The sequence below is a fragment of the Nostoc sp. DedSLP04 genome (assembly GCF_034530775.1).
In the GTDB taxonomy this organism is placed as follows: Bacteria; Cyanobacteriota; Cyanobacteriia; order Cyanobacteriales; family Nostocaceae; genus Nostoc.
On the sequence record NZ_JAVRCL010000013.1, the window covers coordinates 1 to 18,312 of the forward strand.

The following is an 18,312-nucleotide window of genomic DNA, read 5'->3' on the forward strand; positions in this document are numbered from 1 at the left end:
GAAAGATGATTTAGTCAACGTCTTCAATGATGGGGGTCTAGCCAGTATCGATACTCACTTATCTAATGGTGGGAGTTTTGATAGCCAGCGCTGGGCAACTGGCCAAGGCGGGTTTTGGGATGCTCAAAAATGGCTAGTCGGCGATTTTAACGCAGATGGGAAAGATGATTTAGTCAACGTCTTCAATGATGGGGGTCTAGCCAGTATCGATACTCACTTATCTAATGGTGGGAGTTTTGATAGCCAGCGCTGGGCAACTGGCCAAGGCGGGTTTTGGGATGCTCAAAAATGGCTAGTCGGCGATTTTAACGCAGATGGGAAAGATGATTTAGTCAACGTCTTCAATGATGGGGGTCTAGCCAGTATCGATACTTATATTTGGTAATGATAAGCTTTTATAGCTGTTGCCAGGAAACCCTCTAATATCGTGTCCGGTTAAAGACTTATCATTAAGACGGCAGGGGAGCAGTTCTTGCTGGGGGCAGGGAGAAAGAGGGTTTCCTGGTTTTTGCACAGATGTGGGAATTATAACTAATTAGGCGGACATGATATAAAAACAAAAAACCCGCCGTAGCGGGTTGCACAACAAAACTATGAACAATGAAAACTTGATTTAGCTGGAATACCTCATTTCAGCTTCCAGTTGACGGATTAACTGTTCGTCGCCATTTGCTCTAGCTATTTCCAAGCGATGCTCTAGGCTTTTTTGAATATTCGCTCTGTGAGTTTCTCGTGATTTGCTCAAACTTTGTAGTCTATTTTGACTCATAGTGATTACCTGCTTTAGTTTTTCAATTTATGTCTTGTATTCCTAACATAACACATATTTTGTAGCTGTTGCTACAGAAAATATATTTTTTATATAATTTGGCTAAAATATGTCTAATAACCAGATAGATAAACAACCACTCGTGACTTTACTGAGCGATTTCGGCGATCGCGATGTTTATGTAGGCATAATGAAGGGAGTCATAGCCCAAATCAACCCCAGACTGACGGTGGTAGATTTAACCCACCAAATTCCGCCGCAAGACATCAAAGCAGCCCGGTTTAGCCTGATGAATGCTTATGCCCATTTCCCACTTGGGACAGTGCATCTGGCAGTCGTAGATCCAGGTGTGGGAAGCAAGCGACGGGCGATCGCAGTAGAATTTGCTCAAGGGTTTTTGGTCGGCCCAGATAATAGTATCTTTAGCGGGGTACTCAGTCAAAGCCCCGCGATCGCAGCCGTCGAACTTACAAATCTTAATTATTGGCGCACTCCTCAACCAAGCAAGACTTTTCACGGTAGGGATATCTTTGCACCAGTGGCAGCTAATCTTGCAAGTGGTGTCCCCCTCAAACAGCTAGGGCAAGAAATCGATTTAGGAAGTTTGGTAAACCTGGATATAGGCGACTGCAAGCAGACAACCACTGGTGTAGTGGGTTGCATTCAATATATTGACCACTTTGGCAACTTAGTGAGTAACATTCCAGCCAGTTACGTGCAAGGCAAAAGTTGGTATGTGCAAGTTGCTGGATTGAGTGTACCAGGGTGTGAAACTTACAGTGAGGTGAAAGTGGGAGAGATAATAGCTTTAGTTGGCAGTCACGGTTGGGTAGAAATTGCCATTAATTGCGGAGATGCTCACTCACAATTACAGATTGATTTACAAGATCCGTTAGAAGTGTTGTTTTTTTAAGACAATCAGACCAGTGAATCTTGCTAAAGTTAAGACAGTGAAAAATCACCAGGCTGCAAAGTGCCTGTTGGTAATTTGTAGTCAAGTCAAAAAAAGGGGAAAATTCTAGATATAAAAAGGAGGATGGGCAACTACACACCACTTAAAAACAAGCATTTTCATTCACCGTAGGCAGTGCCAATTTGACAAAAATTTCCAGAAAGCAACTGCTAAAAGATGTAAGTTTAGGAATGGTGACATGAAGTTACCTTATTGCTCATAATAATAAAAGTAACCCTTGAGCAATTTCCTGTTGTACTCTACTAGAGAATCATAATTATATTCTTAGCTATGACTACACAAACACTCTCTGCACCAGAAGTTTATCAAGGTCAGTTTGGGGAATTTACAATTACTCAAAGCGATCGCACTGGCGTAATTATCTATCGCGCTGGGTTAATGGTAGCAGCACTGAGCTTTGCCATAGGCAGCGCCTTGATTTTACTCAACAATAACCCAACAGTTGTAACTTTACTGACACCTTTATATGCTTGTTTTAGCATCGCACTTGGTGTAAGTTTATTTACCATCCATATCTACATGGCATCACTGCACCGAGCATTGCAAGTTTTTTGGGCGATTGGTAGTATCGCATCAGTGATTCTGGCGATCGCTAGTAGTGAACCTTTAGCTCTTGCGATTTACAATCAGCCAATTACCTTATTTGGAGTTGGTTTTATCTTTGTAGCTTTAACAGGTATTTATTTTAAAGAGGCTTTTTGCTTCAATCGCCTGGAAACCAAAGTATTAACCCCAATTGTACCGCTACTGTTGTTAGGACATTTGGTAGGAATTTTACCAACTCAGGGAGAAAGCATTTTATTAGGAACTTGGGCAATATTATTTTTAGTGTTTGCCCTGCGAAAGACAGTCCAAGCAATTCCTGCTGATATTGGAGATAAGTCTGTGTTTACCTACTTGAAAGAACAACGTTTAGCTAAGGTTTAATGCGGATAAAAAATCGTCGGTGTCAAAAATTTCCCAAAATCAAACTAATCAAACGCCAAGAAATGTGGACACTTACGGCTCAAGGGTGGGCGATTGCGATCGCTTTGATTGTTTATTTAATATTTTTCATTTTTAGTCATGTACACTCATTTCTGGCCGTAACTTCCCCGATCCAATCAGCAGAAGTATTAGTTGTTGAAGGATGGCTACCAGATTACGCTATAGAAGAAGCTTTGACTGAATTTCAAAACGGTTCTTATCATCAAATAATTACTACCGGAGGTACATTAGGAAAAGGAAGTTATCTTACTGGATACAAGAACTTTGCAGACGTGTCGGCTGACACCTTCATAAAACTCGGTTTAGAAGCAGAAAAAGTAGTAGCCGTTCCGACACCTTTTGTGGTTAAAGATCGTAGTTATGCATCTGCTGCGGAATTTGAGCGTTGGCTATCCAATTCAAATTTAAAGATAGAATCGATTAATCTTTTTTCCTTGGACGTTCATGCCCGTAGGAGTTGGTTTCTTTTTAAAAAAATACTTACCCCTCAAATTAATGTTGGTGTGATTGCTGCGACAACACAAGATTATAATCCAAACAAATGGTGGAACTCTAGCGAAGGCGTGCGGATGGTTATTGATGAAGGTATAGCTTATCTTTATGCACGGTTTTTGAATTGGAAGGCCTAATAGTTATAATTCGTAATTCGTAATTCGTAATTCGTAATTCCCCAACTTATTTAATAAATCGGGGAGCTATCTAGTGAGCGTTTTATGTTTAATTAACGTGAGTTCGACAAGCCCTTTTTTGACCTCTCCCCCAACCCCTCTTGGACACCCAGAGGAAAGCAAAAACCCTAATTTTTCGTTGCTCCTCCCTTTCCCCGTGGGAGAGGGAGGTTGTCCGGGAGAGGTTCATCGAACTCACATTAATTAGATTGACCTACTTACCCAGGATTTGTAATAATGCTTGCCGATAAATTTTCAAACCCTCTGCATTCAGATGGTCGCCATCACTGGTTAAATTTTCTTTAAGAACATTATTTTCATATAATGGTGCTAGTCCGGCTGCGGCAACTGGTACTTTTTCTGTTTCAGCCACTTGATTAATCAGAACATTAATTTGTTCAACTCTTTTAAGTGGGGCTGCTACTGTTGGATCTGAGCTTGCTGCCACTGTCGAATAAAAAGCCGGAATTAGAAAAATCTCTTTAGTTCCCATTGTGCGGATAAGTGCGATCGCTTCTTGGAGATTTTTGCTAAATAACTCATCACTGATTTGATACAAAGCATCATTTCCACCTACGGCAATAATGGCTTTTTCGCATTTCACCTTGGTAGGAATTAAACTTTTCAGTTGTTCTAGTAATGAGATTGTACTCAGACCGTTTAACCCAAAATTAAAAGTACCACTCCCAAGGGTATTGCCAAGTCCCGCCGAAATAGAATCTCCAAATAAGCAACCTGAGAATTGTTTATCTTGGGCGGCGAGTGTTTGATATTGTAGGGCAACTTTCCCTAAAGGTGAAGAACTTACGTCATCTTTCGGCGGCGCATCAGCAGAACTAGCAGAGGGATTTGCCATACCGACTAGCTTCTGAATTTTTGACACATCAACAACTAATCGATCGCTGGGATAAGCTTGTAGAAAGCTGGCTATCCCTAGACCTTCTGGCGATCTTGCTCCGATGATAATAGCCGATCGTAGTGCTTGTATACTAGCTCGATCGCGACGAGCGATCGCTTGGGATGCAAAAGATAAAATTTGCTTGCCCATTCCTGTGTTTATCAACTTATCTAAAGCCACAATATCAAGCGACATTTTCACCTGAAGGGCTTCTTGAAATTTCTGTTTCTCTTTAGCGCTAAGGTAATCTAGAAAAGACTTCAGATCGGCAGAAACCTTTTGTGTCTTGTCATAGTTGCGTATATCTGCCACCGGGATCGATTGCTCAAACAATCCGTACCTGACGGTAACTTTTTCGGCTGCCAAACTAGGCAACAAACCAAGTCCACTATGCACCAGTAAAAATATTAAGCACCCAGATAGGCTGATTAAAAGACGATAGAAATATTTCATCACAGAAGATAAGAAGATAGATAGTCAATAGTTAATAGTCAAGAGTCAAGAGTCAAAAGTCAAGGGGAATTGGGAATTGGGCATTGGGCATTGGGCATTGGGCATTGGGGATTGGGCATTGGGCATTGGGCATTGGGGATTGGGGATTGGGCATTGGGCATTGGGCATTGGGCATTGAGCATTGGGAATTGGGCATTGGGGATTGGGGATTGGGCATTGGGCATTGGGCATTGGCGCAGCTTCTCGTAGAGAAGTATTAGGTTAGGTATGGAGAAGAGACAAGGGAGAGACTTGTTCAATAATTCCTCCATCTGCCCCTCTGCTCCCTCATCTCACATCAACAGCCACCCCTAATTTGGGAATACTCAATCCAGTGGCGTGAGGATAGAACGGTGGTAGAAGAAGGTGCATATTGGCTAGCTTGGGCACAAATTTCGGGAATTGGGCCAGTATTACTGCGACGGCTGCAACAGCATTTTGGCACGCTGGCAACAGCTTGGAACGCTACTAAGGTACAGTTAGGAGAAGTAGAGGGTTTTGGTTTTCAGACACTAGAAAAAGTAGTACAACAGCGATCGCGTTTGCACCCAGAACAACTATTTACCAAGCACCAGCAGGAAAATTCTCATTTCTGGACGCCAGCAGATGCAGATTATCCCCGTTTACTGCTAGAAACTCCGAGTCCACCGCCAATTTTGTACTATCGCGGTGAAGTCGAACTCCAAGAAAATCTCGGACAAAAACCAATGGTTGGGATTGTCGGAACCCGCCAACCCTCAGAATATGGTATCCGTTGGACTCGCCAAATTAGTACAGCTTTGGCTAAAAATGGCTTTACAGTCGTTTCTGGTATGGCAGAGGGAATTGACACAGAAAGCCACAACGCCGCCAAGAAAGCAGGTGGACGAACGATCGCAGTTTTGGGAACTGGTGTAGATGTCATCTATCCGCATAAAAATCGGGATTTGTACAAGCAAATTTTGACGGCTGGGTTAGTTGTAAGTGAGTACCCGACAAAAACTCCACCCGACCGGACTCACTTTCCCCGTCGCAACCGCATTATTGCAGGCTTAAGCCGCGCCATTCTGGTAATGGAAGCGCCTTTAAAATCTGGTGCCTTAATTACTGCTACCTACGCAAATGAATTTGGTAGAGATGTCTATGCATTACCTGGAAGACTTGACGATTATCCATCCCAAGGATGCTTAAAGTTACTGAGTCAGGGAGCAACTTTCATTCTTAAAGAACTAGACGAACTGTTAACAATGCTAGGAGCAATACCACAAATTGATGCGATTGAAGCTTCTACAGCACCAGAACAGTTAATGCCAACTTTATCGCCAGAATTGCAAACAGTAATGAATGCGATCGCAAGTGATGCTTTACCCTTCGATTTTATTGTCCAACAAACCGGTATGGCTGCTGGCTCAGTTTCCAGTGCTTTGTTACAGTTGGAACTTATGGGTTTTATTTCGCAACTACCAGGTATGCGGTATCAAAAAAGTTAAGAATTAAAAGATAACAACATTATTTAGATTTATTTTTCGCAATTTAATCATCAGATTTATAACAGTTCGTAGTGTTCGCGTAGCGTCTGGCAGAGAGGACTTTAGTCCTCAAAATAAGGGGTACCGCTTACTACAAACTACAAATCCGATTGTTTTGTGACACTTGCGTAAGTCCTAACAATATAAAAATTTTATTTTTTTATATAAAAAAAATTGCAGAAGTGGGGAAAATAGGAAGGTTGAGTCCACTCTGGGGATAAGGGGCGAGGGTAAAAGTATGGAATTTCCCCTTACCCTTTAACCTTTAACATGCACCCCAACCGGAAAGCAAAAGTTACTTTTACAAGATGTCTACTGTCGATCGCAAAGTAACAAAAAATTACATTGCTAGCCAATATATATAGAATAGAGATGCCTTAATTTCGCGTTTCTGCATTTTACTTGTTTTGGCGATCGCAAAAAAATCCCTTAATTCTTATTATTTGTCGTTACCCACATCTTTTTATCTTTAGCTTAGTTGTTATTGTGCCTCGAAATACAATTCCAAGGCTAATAGTTCAAGTTCTCTTAACTGGACTAAACAACAATTCACCTCAAGTTCGGTTAAACACTTATCCGAACATGATTTAAGTCCACTTGAGTGAACAGTAGCTCTGAGCCACAGAACTTAAGTTTTAGACAAGATATGGTTTAGCATAATACTTTAACTGTCACCAAAATGTGGGTAATGACGAGACTTTCAATTATGGGGATTCTCTTTTTGCTTGTTAAAGCCTGAATTGGTTCAAATGACTACGGGGATTATAAGTACGTATAGCCCGGATTTTTTCATAATATTCCCGCTCTTGTTGGCTGAGGTCTTTTGGTGGAACGATCGCCACTTTCACCAACTGATCGCCGCGTCCACCTTTGGAGAGGGGCCAACCTTTGCCACGTAAACGTAGAGATTGACCAGAACGCACCCCTGCTGGTAGTTTGACATTAACTGAACCATCGGGAGTGGGTACATCAATAGACGCTCCCAGAGTCGCTTCATCTGGTGTGATTGGCACTTCGCATACCAAGTTATCGCCTTCCATTTGGAAGAAGGTGTGCGGCTGAAGTTCGACTTTTAAGTATAAATCTCCCCGTTGTTGAGTCATGGGGTTAATCTGACCTTTGCCCCGCACCCGTAGGCGAGTACCAGTTTTAGCTCCAGATGGGATATTGACATCTATTGTTTCATTACCTAAACTGAAGCGCTTTTTCACACCATTAAATGCTTCAGCAAAAGTTAGAGCGATCGCAGCTTCGCTATCCTGCCCAGTACCCGCACCTCCATCTTGAAACCCAAAATCGTTAAAGCTGCTGCTAAAATGAGTTGAGGTACCTGGAGAAGTGCGGTAAGAGTGACTTCGTGCCTGACTTTGGCGCGCCCCACCACGAGGGGGAGGGCCACCAAAGCGTCCTAGCAACTCATTAATGAACTCATCAAAATTGCCATATTGACTGAAGTCAAAGTTACCCATATCGGGAGCAGCACCACCAGATGGGAAACCTTCACCAGCTTGTTTCCAATATTGACCGAATTGGTCGTACTTTTTGCGTTTATCTGGGTCTGACACAACTTCGTAGGCTTCGCTAACTTCTTTGAAGCGTGCTTCTGCCTGTTTGTTGTTTGGGTTGACATCAGGGTGATATTTGCGGGCTAGTTTACGAAAGGCTTGTTTAATTTCTTCTGAACTGGCAGTCTTGCTGACTCCCAAAATAGCGTAATAGTCCTTGAAGTCGGTTGCAGCCATCTACCAGCCTCCTAATTAGAAATTCCCGTTATGTTTATTTTTGAAAATGAGATATTTAATTTGCCTGGTATAGTGCCAAACAAAAGAATATGATTTTAAATTAACAAAAAATATAGAAAATCAAGTGTGGTTCTCGCTCACCAAGGAATCGCAATTCCCGTACTCCGATTTTTCTGATAAGCGGCTCAGGCTGTCTAATCCTTCTCCTCGACTTGGGGGAGCATCCCGGAGTTGACGGTGCATCCGCAAAATAATTTCTTCTGGAACTTGGCGCGATCGCTTTTTATTCCGTGCCAAACACAACCAAACTGGTGTATCCACCCAAATTCCCCCAATGTCGGTAAAGCCCAAGTTACGGGCTAAAGCAATGACTTCACGACGATTGCGGCGCTGGGCATTGGTGGCATCAAAAATAGCTGTATTAGTTGTGGAAATAGCTTGCTGAAATTGCCGTTCAATTTCGCGCCAAATCAGTAGCCACGGCCCTTGAACAGCTTGGGAACCGAACAATTTCCCCCGAATGGCATCGGTAGAAATTAGCGCCATTTCAGGGGATTCTGTCAGTAATTGTTTTGCTAAAGTTGACTTCCCGCTACCTGGAAGACCAATCAGTAAAAAAAGTGAGGAGTGAGAAGTTAGAAGTGAGGAATTAAAAGTGATGAGTGAGGAGTAATCAGAATTTTTAGTCATTAACTCATAACTCCTAACTATCAAAATTTTTAGTCATTAACTCATAACTCCTAACTCCTAACTCTTAACTATCAAATGATAGTTCCATCAGGAATTACAGCATTTTTCAGTACGACAACGATGCCACTACGGATGTAGAAACCTTGACTTTCTCGGTCGGCTTCTTGCACGTTATCTTTATTGATGATTTTGACATCGTGACCGATACTGGCATTTTTATCAATGATCGCACCGCGAATAATTGAGTCAGTACCAATACCTACAGGAATGTCACCTTTTTCTACATTACATTGACGTTCTACAAAAGCTTGATAAAAATCTGCACCCATGAGTAAGGACTCTTCGATGACACAACCAGATTCAATTCGCGATCGCACTCCCAACACTGAATGTTGAATGCGGCAATTTTTCAAAATGCAACCTTCGCCAATAATTGATTCTGTGATTTGGCATTCTAAAAGTTTACTTGGAGGTAAGTAGCGAGCACGGGTATAAATTGGCGCTTCTTCATCGTAGAAACTAAAGGGTGGCTGGGGCTGCTGAGTTAGAGCTAAATTGGCATGATAAAATGCTTCGATTGTTCCAATATCTTCCCAGTAGTCATCAAAAAGGTAAGCTTGAACGTTGTAATCTTTAGAGGCATCAGGAATAATTTCTTTGCCGAAATCAGTCCTTTCTACACCTTCTCTCAACAACTTGAACAAAACCTCTTTTTTAAAGACATAAATCCCCATTGAGGCGATGTAAGGCTGTTGCTGGGCTTGTTCTTTTGATAATCCCAGTACGCTTGTATCAACTTGCATTTGGTGTAACGCTTCACCTTTGGGTTTTTCGCTAAAATCGATGACTCTACCAGAATCATCAATTTTCATCAAGCCAAAATCTGAGGCGCGACGCTCATCAATGGGGATGACTGAGAGAGTAATATCAGCCCCCGTTTCCCGATGGCGCTGGATAAACTGGCGATAATCCATACGGTAGAGGTGATCGCCTGAGAGGATTAGATATTCTTCTACATCCCATTCTTCCATTAACCACAGATACTGACGTACAGCATCGGCTGTACCTTGGAACCAGTTGGGGTTTTCTGGTGTTTGTTGTGCAGCTAGAACTTCCACAAACCCTTCATTGAAGCCAGTAAAGTTGTAGGTACGGGCGATGTGACGATTCAGGGAAGCTGAGTTGAATTGTGTCAGGACGTAGATTTTGAATATTTCGGAATTTATGCAGTTACTAACAGGGATATCGATTAAGCGATACTTCCCCGCCACTGGTACTGCTGGTTTAGCGCGGAGTTTGGTTAGTGGGTAAAGCCGAGTACCCGCGCCACCACCAAGAATGATTGATAATACTTTCTTCACAAAATTTCTCCCGACTGCCTTTCAACTCTCATCTTCAGTTTAGGACTGTCTGCCACCACAGGTAAGGGGGATCGTCTGATTCTTTGGGATGAATTTTACAGAATGCTACTAGTAATGGATAGTGCGGCTGATAAGGAGAAAAGATAGAACATTTGTATTAATATAGGTGAAAAGTATAGTAAGTTTCGACTACACAGCCCTCGCGTAGAATTTTATCTCTATGACAGGCAGCTTGCAAGGCGAAGAGGTAAATCGTCTGTAACAAACCTCGTTATAAAAATAAATCTAAGAAAGTTCTATGTGTAATCCGTAAAATATTGTTTTTATAGTGTATCCACTTACAGTTAGCTAAAAGCCAGCTATTAAGAGGATGTTTGAAAAGTCTAATTTACTACTAGCCTTGGCGACTAAAAGGCGCACGCTAGGTGTTTCAAATCGGCAAAACCGCCCAACGCACTGGATAGGCTACACAGACACAACCCACATCTGGGGGTTAGAAAACTCTTAATTTTGAATTAGTCCACATTCGCGTAGCGTTCCGCAAGAAAAGTGGACTTTGCTTGTGTACTAGGGAATTTTATTTGCCTAATACTTTTCAAACATCCTCTAAGTTAACTTTCTAACTTAATTTAAAAACAGGGTAACAGATATATGCCGAACTTTAGAATGGGTTGGTTGCCAGATCGTCCAGATTTTAGAGACTATTGCCTAGAGAAGATAATCGAAGACTCTAAGAACAAAGAAAGAATTAGACTCCAACAAACAACTTTAGTAAATGATTTCACGTTACAAATAAAGAACAGAACAGTGGTTCAAAAGAACGGGAGGGAAGATAAAAAGCAAACTAGCCTGCTCTTACCCTTCAAAGAAGCAACAGACCAAAGTTCGGCAAGTTTGCAATATCCAATAAATATACATTTACCTTCTCATGTAGATTTGCGGCAATGGTGTTCTCCAATTGAGGAGCAAGGAAACCTCAAGTCATGTACAGCAATAGCTGGCGTTGCGTTGGTAGAATATTTTGAAAGAAAGGTAATGGGCGAAGATATAAATGCTTCCAGCCTCTTTCTCTACAAAGTTGCACGAAATTTGATGCACTTAACTGGAGACACTGGAGCATCGACGCGCTTCGCAATGAAGGCAATGGCACTTTTTGGTATACCTCCAGAGGAGTATTGGCCTTATGAAATTGAGAATTTTGACGAAGAACCACCTGCTTTTTGCTATGCCTATGCCCAGCATTATCAAGCAATTCAGTATTTCAGGCTTGACTTACCTATACTTACAAAAGAACAAGCATTAGGTAATATTAAACATTTTTTAGCTGCTGGCGTTCCTGCCATGTTTGGGTTTACAACCTATAGTTCTATTTTAAATAATAAAACAGTAAAAACAGGAAAAATTCCTTATCCTAACTATGGCGAAAAGATGGTGGGTGGTCATGCAGTTGTTGCCGTTGGTTATGACGACAATAAGTCAATTGACCATCCCAACTATAAGTCAATTAACAATTCCAACAATAAGTCTCTAACTCTAGGAGCTTTCCTAATTAGAAATTGCTGGGGTGAAGATTGGGGTGAAGATGGTTATGGTTGGCTACCCTATGAGTATGTGTTAAAGGGGTTAGCTACTGACTGGTGGTCATTACTGAAGAATGAATGGGTTGACGAAGGGCAGTTTGGTATATCCCAAAATAGTCATATTCTAGGAAGTGATCTAGACCATAAAGTACCAACTACAACTCGAATACCTCCAGAAGACAAACCAAAAACTAAGATAGAAAAGTCAAACAAAAATATAACCATAACAACTGTAAAAAAATGATTCATTGCTTTCATTTATACACACAGGAATCAGAATTTTCATTCAACCAAGCTGGAATATTTTTGCTTGTCCGTAAGTAGTCTTCGAGAAAATTACAGCTGTAATCCAATAAAGTTTTCCATTGAGGATTAGCATTAGTTTTTTGATCCAGTTTCCACCGCCATAATCTGACAGTTCTGTCATCACTAGCAGAGGCAATTACCTCTCCATCGGGACTAAACTCTAATCTATTGACTATGGCGGTGTGTCCTTTTAGAGGCTCACGAAAAGTTTGTCTTAAAGTAGATTTCCTTTCTTTAAAAATTTTGATAGCTTTATCTACCTCCCACACTTTTACAGTTTCATCAGTACCACTAGAAGCAAGATATTTCCCATCATGGCTAAAATCTAATGCAAAAATTTTGTCATCATGTGCTTTGATTATTCCTATATTATTCAACTTTCCATCTTTTAGATCCCATAGTTTTATCCATCCTTTACTATCACCAGAAGCAAGAATATTGTCTTTTATATTGAATCTCACTATTTGTACGACTACATCATGAGCATGAAAGCCAACAGTATTATTATTTTTATCGATATCACTATTTTTCAAATTCCAAAGCCTGACATTACTATCATTACCAGAGTAAAAAATTATTGAATCATCATTAGGATTAAATTCTAAGCTGTATATTTTATATTCAGGTTGTTTAAGAAATTTAAGTCTTATAGTTTCCATACTATCTATATGCCGAATAAAAATACTACCATCAAAGCTAGAAGAAGCAATCAATTTATTTTTTGAGCTAAAGGCAACGTCAGACACAACTTGTTCATGGTCAGGAAAATTTTTCAAAAATTTAACTTTTTTACCTTCTATCTTCCAAAGTTTTACAATTTTGTCTTCACTTCCTGAAGCTAATAATTTGCCATCATCACTAAATCTTATACTTCCATACACTCCTATATGTCCAGGTACAGTGTCCAACAGTTGTCCCTGAGAACTCCAAAATTTAATTTTTTGATCGGAGCTAGCAGAGGCAATATTTTTGCCATCAGGGCTAAAGCTTACACCCCAAACTTTGTCTTGCTTTCCTTCTAGACGATTATGCTCCCGCACTTTATAAATTATTGATTGCAGTTGCCTCATTTGTTCAGGGTCTTTTTCATCTATTTTTTTTAGTCGCTGTATTGCTTGCACACTTGCCATTAATGCTTCGATTTGTCTATTATCTTCAAACAATGATTGAGAAAGTTTAATCCATGTATTGACTTCTCCTCTTTTTACTTCTGCATTATTTTTTTCGGATTTAAACCACAACCATGCTAACGCAATTAATACAACTCCTAAAACTGCAAATGTTTGAGTTCTTTGCCTTTCAGCTTTAACTTTAGCTTTTTCCTGTTTAACTTTTTCCGCTTCTGCATTAGCTCTAGCTTCTGCCACTTCTCGCAATTGACGTTCTTGCTGTAGTTGAGCTTGAATTTCTCTGTCGCGTCTCTCCAAACTCTTATACAAAAATTCTGCTTCTAGTGACGTAAGTCTTGGCTGAGTCTTATTCACCCACTCAGAAATTACAGCCAATTTTGCACCCGCTAACAGTGCTTCATCCGATTTATTAAATCTTTGTAGCCATTCCTGGCAATCTTCCTCTAAAGAACGACTTAGACGAATATTTTCTAGATTTTCGGTAATCCAAGTATTTAATAATTTCCACTCAGATAAAAGTGCTTCATGAGCAACTTCTACAGTATCTCGATCGGTGATAATTAAACGTTGTTGAGAACCTGCCAGTAATCCTACAACCCGTTGTAATTGTTGGGGAGAATCTGAAATTGCTTCTAATCTATCCCAGCTAGCACGCCGTCGCGTCACTTCTCCAGCTTCACCTAACTGTACTAATTCCATAAATAAGCAACGCGCAAAGGCTTGATCTATAGTTGTTAAACTTTGATACAAAATTGTCGCTCGTTTGTCTAAAGCTCCTTTAACGCCGCCAATTTCCTCATAGCCTTCATGAGTTAAAAGTGGTTTTGGCGATTCAGGTTCTTCAATACAAACTCGCCACAATTCTTTAAGCGCATATTGTAGTATGGGTAATGCACCTGGACGGTTGACTACATCAGCGAAAATTTGTGAAACTAAACCATGCTCAAATGTTACACCATGCAATTTTGCTGGTTTTTCAATTGCTTCTTCTAACTCAGTAAAAGACATTATTGGCACGATGAATGATGTCGGAGGGAAACTATTAATGAGAGTAATAATTTCTACATAGTCAGCGCATTTATTTAAAAAATCACCGCGAATAGTCAAAATTATGCGTGTTTGTCTCTCAGCCGTCTTGACTTCTTCTACTATTAAGCGGATAAAAGCTTTGCGTTCTTCATCGTCTTGGCAAAGGGTAAATATTTCTTCAAATTGATCGATAAACAATAATTGGGGTTGATTTTGCTGCTGTTGTTGAGCTAAAATATCAACCAATTTACCTAAAGGATGCTCTCCTGGTGTAAAAGATGCGATCGCCCATTGACTACTTCCAGGCAGGCGATCGCCTTTCAGTTGCGGTAACAAACCCGCTTTTACCAAAGAAGATTTACCACTACCTGAATAGCCAATGACAGCCAAAAATCGACTCTCTGCTAAACGCAAAATTAGTGTGCGAACTGCTTCATCTCGTCCACAAAAATATTGTGCTTGTTCTGATTCAAAAGCATAAAGTCCCCGGTATGGATTTTCTTGATTGAAAGCAATCTTTTCTCCTGTAGGAATATCTAATTGAGGATAAGTAACCAGAGTAATGGAACGTCCCCAACCCATGCGAATCGGCTCCTGTACGGAACCTTTCAATTCGTTGCTGACAAAATCAAATAAGCGATCGCCACTAATTCGCCTACTATTACTACTTGCATTTTCTATTGCCAATCCCTTAACAACTGCGCTTGTGAAAATACTATATTCTTCACTCTTAATTACTCCGGCGCGTTCAAAGCCACGACAAGCTGTAATTAAGTAATAATCTTTTTGCGAACTGAAAGCGTTAAGAGTTCTTTCTATTAATTGTCTTTCTAAGAAATAGCCGCTATGACAGCAATCGAGTAGCATCACTAAACTACTCAATTGCGACTCTTGAATTAAATCGTTGAGGCTATCCAGAGGAATACCATATTTTTGTTCAACATTTTCGTTATCCTTAAATTCAATCTGACAATCGGAACTTGCCAAATATCCCTTTTGTTGCCCTAAATTGTCAGAAATAGTAAAACCGTGTCCGCTAAAATAAATCAGCGCTTCATTATTATCAGCTTGCTCTAGTAAAAAAGTTCTCAAATCTTGCCCAAGTTGAGCGCCAGTAACTTTTGACGCTGCCATTTCATAGCCGTTTTTATCTTTATTCCAGCGCTGAGGTAGTCTTTGCACAGACTGGAAATCACCATACTGCTCTAGGAGTTGTGCTATAGCCTCAGCATCATTTGTAGTCTTCGACAAACGCGATAATGATGGGCTGACATACTCGGCGATGCCAATAACAAGCGCGTATCGTGCCATTTAACACACCTTGGGTTGGTAAATGCGGGATAATCTTGACAGACACAATGATGGCTGTGTTGCTAACAACAACACCATCTGTTATTTTTCCGTAAGCAAACTGAAATTTATTCAGATACGTTACAAAACTTTAATCGAGGTAGCTTATGTCAGAAGTACAGCAAATATTTTTCCAAGCAGATGGAGAGATTGAGCAGATTGAGATTAACGTCACAGCCACCGAAATAACTTCGGAAATTGAGGAGGACGATGATGGCATAGAATACAAGGATGTACGAACAGATGCGATCGCTCGGATGCAACAAGCTCGGCAAATGATTCGCTCTTATACTATCTATGCTCTAAGTGCTTTTAAAGACTTTAATACTGCGGATATTGAGGAGGTAAGTCTTAAATTTGGCATTAAGCTGGGTGGGAAGGCTGGCATTCCTTATATTACCGAAGGCTCTGCTGAAAGTAATTTGGAAATTCAAGTGAAGTGTAAGTTTCCAGAAAAACCAAAACCTGATTCACAGTAACAGCAAAAAATTATCTACACATCATAAGGGTAAGCAATGCCGATTAAACGCCCAACTTCGGTGTATTTATTCTCCTATTAACCAAACCTAATTGCTGCGATCGCTTCAAATACTTCACCCAAGGTTGCTCTGATAACTGGGAAATAGCATTTGGTGAAAGTGTTGCTGTGAAAATATCTTTGCCACTACTAACACCACTGACACCAAAGCTTTCTAAAACAGCAGTTGCAGCAGAGTTTAAAATTGGTTCGGTATGGATAAAAACTGCCAAACTAGTTTCTTCTGAATCTTTAACATCATTTAGCACTGTCGCAAGAGCGGCATCTAGTTTCTGATAATTCACCAGTAACTCCTTGGTAAACAGGGTAGGCAATAATTGTCTACCCTAACTTATCAAATTTATCGGTTGTTGTTACCTACCCTTGTACAGAAATAATATCCATCAGTCTCAGTCTAATTACAGATTCAAAGCGTTAATTACTCCATAACCCCATTTATCATCAAATGTGCCTGCGGGTTTGCCGGGAATTGCACTATTTTTACGTAGTAAGTCTTTCACAGCAACCGGATCGAGTTTAGGATCTCGCTGCAACAGCAGTGCTACTAACCCACTTACAAACGGTGTCGCCATACTCGTACCAGCCTGCACCACAAACTTGGAATTAATCATCGATGAGCGGTCAAAATTTGCATCGGCGGAAAGCGTCGAAACAATCATTGCTCCTGGTGCTGCTACATCGGGCTTCTGTCCATCATTGCGTAGAGGGCCTTCACTACTGAATTCCGAAATAGTGTCCAATTCTAAGCCCATTTCTCGCACTTGGCCATCAATATCTGTGTACTTGGTTTTAGTAGTATAGGCGGCAACTGTAATTGCACTGCTGGCGGCTCCCGGCGAACCAATTTTTAAGGCATCTTTCACACTTTTACCTGTGAAAAACACTGATGAACTATCATCTAGCGTCCACACATTTAAACATGTGTCAGTTGAAGAAGTGTTGCGGACTCGCAGCTGCCAAATACCTCCCATGACTTGCGAGGGGTCAATACCGCGTATTTGCACAAAGAAATTATGGTCGCCGTTGGCTTGGTCTGGTGCTGGTGTCGCTAATTGCACCCGTGCATCTGGTAACTGGTAATCTTGGGCGGCATTACCTTCAGTAATGATTTTTTGGAAGGGAGTAACAAAACCGTTAGGACTCCGCACAGATACTTCCAATTCGCTGTCTTTGGCATACCAAGCGTTTAACCAAACTATGCCTACTTGATTCAAAGGAACATTGAAGCGCATACCACGAGTGCGTCCACTGGGTATGATTGCTTGTCCATGAATGTTATCGTTTCCTTCGTTACCCGCAGCACAACAAACAATTCTTCCTGGCCCAGTTTCGGCATCAATAACTTTAGATAAGGAATCGCTACCATCATGAGCATCAGCGTGTCCGCCCAAGCTGAGATTCACCACTGCTGGGCGTCCCAACTCCCTAGCAACTCGGAAAATATAACGCACACCATCTGCAATGTGGGCATCCTGTAAATCTGACCTGACGACAACTAATTCCGCTTCTGGTGCGACACCGCCATAACTAGCATCAGCACCGGCGGCAATTCCCGCAACGTGAGTACCATGACCGCCAGTATCCTGAGAAACTGTCAGTTGTGCTCCCGTAAATTCAGCCCCATAGCCGCCCTCTGTGACTCCTGGCCCTGGCAATGTTTGATCCCAAATGTGTAAAATTCGTCCAGCAAAGGCAGGGTGTTTCGGATCGATACCACTGTCTATAATGCCGATGATTACTCCTTTACCAGTCAGTCCGGTTTGATTCTTAAATTCCGGCAATTTGACTGTTCCCATTGCAGTGTCCATCCTCAAATGAAGTTTGCGTGATGGCTTAATCCGCCGAATCACATCTTCTTCAGATAAGACATCTAAACTATCTATCGGTAAGAAAGCTGTCCGCACACTCCCAGAGTTTTGATTGACTTCAATATTATATTGTGATAAATAACTTAAGTCTGCATCGGAGTCGCAGTAAATAAAAACGACGCTCTTAGTGGGCTTAACCGGGCTTTTGTGGGCAATGATGCCAAGCGATCGCTTGTGTGTAACTAAAGCTCGATCTCCTTCATTTTGATAGTCTTGATATGCCAAAAGTAGCCCAGGGGAAAGTTTTTCGTGTCTCATTTTTACCTCAAACTCAATTTATTTGCTGTCAACTAAGTAGTGATTTTAGTAGGATAAGTCGCTCTCACATTAATGCAGTCTATGTATTTTTTTAGCCTTGATTATTTGATGCGACTATAGTTATCTATTTTTTTATAGATAACATCAAATAAGCTTAGGAAATGG

At 41.0% G+C, this 18,312-nt stretch carries 16 protein-coding genes; 8 read left to right on the forward strand and 8 right to left on the reverse strand.

Annotated elements, in window-relative coordinates; genetic code table 11:
- Positions 1-385: hypothetical protein (locus RMX89_RS10040; RefSeq protein ID WP_322688823.1), on the forward strand; the 385-nt coding region annotated here is incomplete at its 5' end.
- A 228-nt stretch (positions 386-613) separates the two neighbouring features.
- On the opposite strand, the gene RMX89_RS10045 is transcribed toward RMX89_RS10040, so the two are convergent.
- A complete protein-coding gene (locus RMX89_RS10045) occupies positions 614-769 on the reverse strand; it encodes a hypothetical protein (RefSeq protein WP_322688824.1) in 156 nt (51 codons plus the stop codon).
- Positions 770-878: 109 nt separating this feature from the next.
- Here RMX89_RS10045 and RMX89_RS10050 point away from each other — a divergent pair, with 109 nt between their 5' ends.
- From RMX89_RS10050 to RMX89_RS10060, 3 genes are all read left to right on the forward strand, one after another.
- Positions 879-1,682 carry an SAM-dependent chlorinase/fluorinase gene (locus tag RMX89_RS10050; RefSeq protein ID WP_322688825.1) on the forward strand — a complete coding sequence of 268 codons (804 nt, stop codon included), beginning with the start codon at positions 879-881 and terminating at the stop codon, positions 1,680-1,682.
- Positions 1,683-2,012: 330 nt separating this feature from the next.
- On the forward strand, positions 2,013-2,669 hold the full coding sequence (locus RMX89_RS10055) for a DUF2301 domain-containing membrane protein (protein ID WP_322688826.1): 657 nt from the start codon (positions 2,013-2,015) through the stop codon (positions 2,667-2,669).
- Entirely contained in the window at positions 2,669-3,358 is a 690-nt protein-coding gene (locus RMX89_RS10060) for an ElyC/SanA/YdcF family protein (protein WP_322673771.1), read from the forward strand. Before RMX89_RS10055 ends, RMX89_RS10060 begins: the two co-directional genes overlap by 1 nt.
- A gap of 253 nt (positions 3,359-3,611) precedes the next feature.
- On the opposite strand, the gene RMX89_RS10065 is transcribed toward RMX89_RS10060, so the two are convergent.
- Positions 3,612-4,748 (reverse strand): alpha/beta hydrolase, encoded by a 1,137-nt coding sequence (locus RMX89_RS10065; RefSeq protein ID WP_322688827.1) that lies wholly within the window; start codon positions 4,746-4,748, stop codon positions 3,612-3,614.
- Positions 4,749-4,831: 83 nt separating this feature from the next.
- On the opposite strand from RMX89_RS10065, the gene RMX89_RS10070 reads away from it, so the two are divergent.
- Together RMX89_RS10070 and dprA are read left to right on the forward strand one after the other, a co-directional pair.
- Positions 4,832-5,008 carry a hypothetical protein gene (locus RMX89_RS10070; RefSeq protein ID WP_322688828.1) on the forward strand — a complete coding sequence of 59 codons (177 nt, stop codon included), beginning with the start codon at positions 4,832-4,834 and terminating at the stop codon, positions 5,006-5,008.
- 132 nt (positions 5,009-5,140) lie between these two features.
- On the forward strand, positions 5,141-6,256 hold the full coding sequence (gene dprA / locus RMX89_RS10075; protein WP_322688829.1) for a DNA-processing protein DprA: 1,116 nt from the start codon (positions 5,141-5,143) through the stop codon (positions 6,254-6,256).
- Positions 6,257-7,023: 767 nt separating this feature from the next.
- Here dprA and RMX89_RS10080 read toward each other — a convergent pair.
- The 3 genes from RMX89_RS10080 to RMX89_RS10090 all read right to left on the reverse strand — a co-directional run bounded on the left by RMX89_RS10080 (position 7,024) and on the right by RMX89_RS10090 (position 10,088).
- The gene (locus RMX89_RS10080; protein WP_322688830.1) at positions 7,024-8,037 is read right to left on the reverse strand and encodes a DnaJ C-terminal domain-containing protein; all 1,014 of its coding nucleotides are present in this window, start codon (positions 8,035-8,037) and stop codon (positions 7,024-7,026) included.
- Between the two features lie 120 nt (positions 8,038-8,157).
- On the reverse strand, positions 8,158-8,727 hold the full coding sequence (locus RMX89_RS10085) for an AAA family ATPase (protein ID WP_322673775.1): 570 nt from the start codon (positions 8,725-8,727) through the stop codon (positions 8,158-8,160).
- A gap of 71 nt (positions 8,728-8,798) precedes the next feature.
- Entirely contained in the window at positions 8,799-10,088 is a 1,290-nt protein-coding gene (locus RMX89_RS10090) for a glucose-1-phosphate adenylyltransferase (RefSeq protein WP_322688831.1), read from the reverse strand.
- Positions 10,089-10,739: 651 nt separating this feature from the next.
- Here RMX89_RS10090 and RMX89_RS10095 point away from each other — a divergent pair.
- On the forward strand, positions 10,740-11,912 hold the full coding sequence (locus RMX89_RS10095) for a C1 family peptidase (RefSeq protein WP_322688832.1): 1,173 nt from the start codon (positions 10,740-10,742) through the stop codon (positions 11,910-11,912).
- 10 nt (positions 11,913-11,922) lie between these two features.
- Here RMX89_RS10095 and RMX89_RS10100 read toward each other — a convergent pair whose 3' ends face one another.
- A complete protein-coding gene (locus RMX89_RS10100; RefSeq protein WP_322688833.1) occupies positions 11,923-15,444 on the reverse strand; it encodes a caspase family protein in 3,522 nt (1,173 codons plus the stop codon).
- A gap of 146 nt (positions 15,445-15,590) precedes the next feature.
- Here RMX89_RS10100 and RMX89_RS10105 point away from each other — a divergent pair, with 146 nt between their 5' ends.
- The gene (locus tag RMX89_RS10105; protein WP_322673779.1) at positions 15,591-15,962 is read left to right on the forward strand and encodes a CU044_2847 family protein; all 372 of its coding nucleotides are present in this window, start codon (positions 15,591-15,593) and stop codon (positions 15,960-15,962) included.
- Between the two features lie 43 nt (positions 15,963-16,005).
- Here the strand turns inward: RMX89_RS10105 and RMX89_RS10110 are convergent, their stop codons facing one another.
- Together RMX89_RS10110 and RMX89_RS10115 are read right to left on the reverse strand one after the other, a co-directional pair.
- Positions 16,006-16,305, reverse strand: coding sequence for a hypothetical protein (locus tag RMX89_RS10110; protein WP_322688834.1), 300 nt, complete (start codon positions 16,303-16,305; stop codon positions 16,006-16,008).
- A gap of 114 nt (positions 16,306-16,419) precedes the next feature.
- Positions 16,420-18,147 (reverse strand): S8 family peptidase, encoded by a 1,728-nt coding sequence (locus RMX89_RS10115; RefSeq protein ID WP_322688835.1) that lies wholly within the window; start codon positions 18,145-18,147, stop codon positions 16,420-16,422.
- Positions 18,148-18,312 lie beyond the last annotated feature (165 nt).

Excerpts from the sequence above, each read along its gene's own strand:
- RMX89_RS10045 (WP_322688824.1), bottom strand. The coding sequence starts at position 769 with ATGAGTCAAAATAGACTACAAAGTTTGAGCAAATCACGAGAAACTCAC.
- RMX89_RS10050 (WP_322688825.1), top strand. The coding sequence starts at position 879 with ATGTCTAATAACCAGATAGATAAACAACCACTCGTGACTTTACTGAGC.
- RMX89_RS10055 (WP_322688826.1), top strand. The coding sequence starts at position 2,013 with ATGACTACACAAACACTCTCTGCACCAGAAGTTTATCAAGGTCAGTTT.
- RMX89_RS10060 (WP_322673771.1), top strand. The coding sequence starts at position 2,669 with ATGCGGATAAAAAATCGTCGGTGTCAAAAATTTCCCAAAATCAAACTA.
- RMX89_RS10065 (WP_322688827.1), bottom strand. The coding sequence starts at position 4,748 with ATGAAATATTTCTATCGTCTTTTAATCAGCCTATCTGGGTGCTTAATA.
- RMX89_RS10080 (WP_322688830.1), bottom strand. The coding sequence starts at position 8,037 with ATGGCTGCAACCGACTTCAAGGACTATTACGCTATTTTGGGAGTCAGC.
- RMX89_RS10085 (WP_322673775.1), bottom strand. The coding sequence starts at position 8,727 with ATGACTAAAAATTCTGATTACTCCTCACTCATCACTTTTAATTCCTCA.
- RMX89_RS10095 (WP_322688832.1), top strand. The coding sequence starts at position 10,740 with ATGCCGAACTTTAGAATGGGTTGGTTGCCAGATCGTCCAGATTTTAGA.
- RMX89_RS10100 (WP_322688833.1), bottom strand. The coding sequence starts at position 15,444 with ATGGCACGATACGCGCTTGTTATTGGCATCGCCGAGTATGTCAGCCCA.
- RMX89_RS10105 (WP_322673779.1), top strand. The coding sequence starts at position 15,591 with ATGTCAGAAGTACAGCAAATATTTTTCCAAGCAGATGGAGAGATTGAG.
- RMX89_RS10115 (WP_322688835.1), bottom strand. The coding sequence starts at position 18,147 with ATGAGACACGAAAAACTTTCCCCTGGGCTACTTTTGGCATATCAAGAC.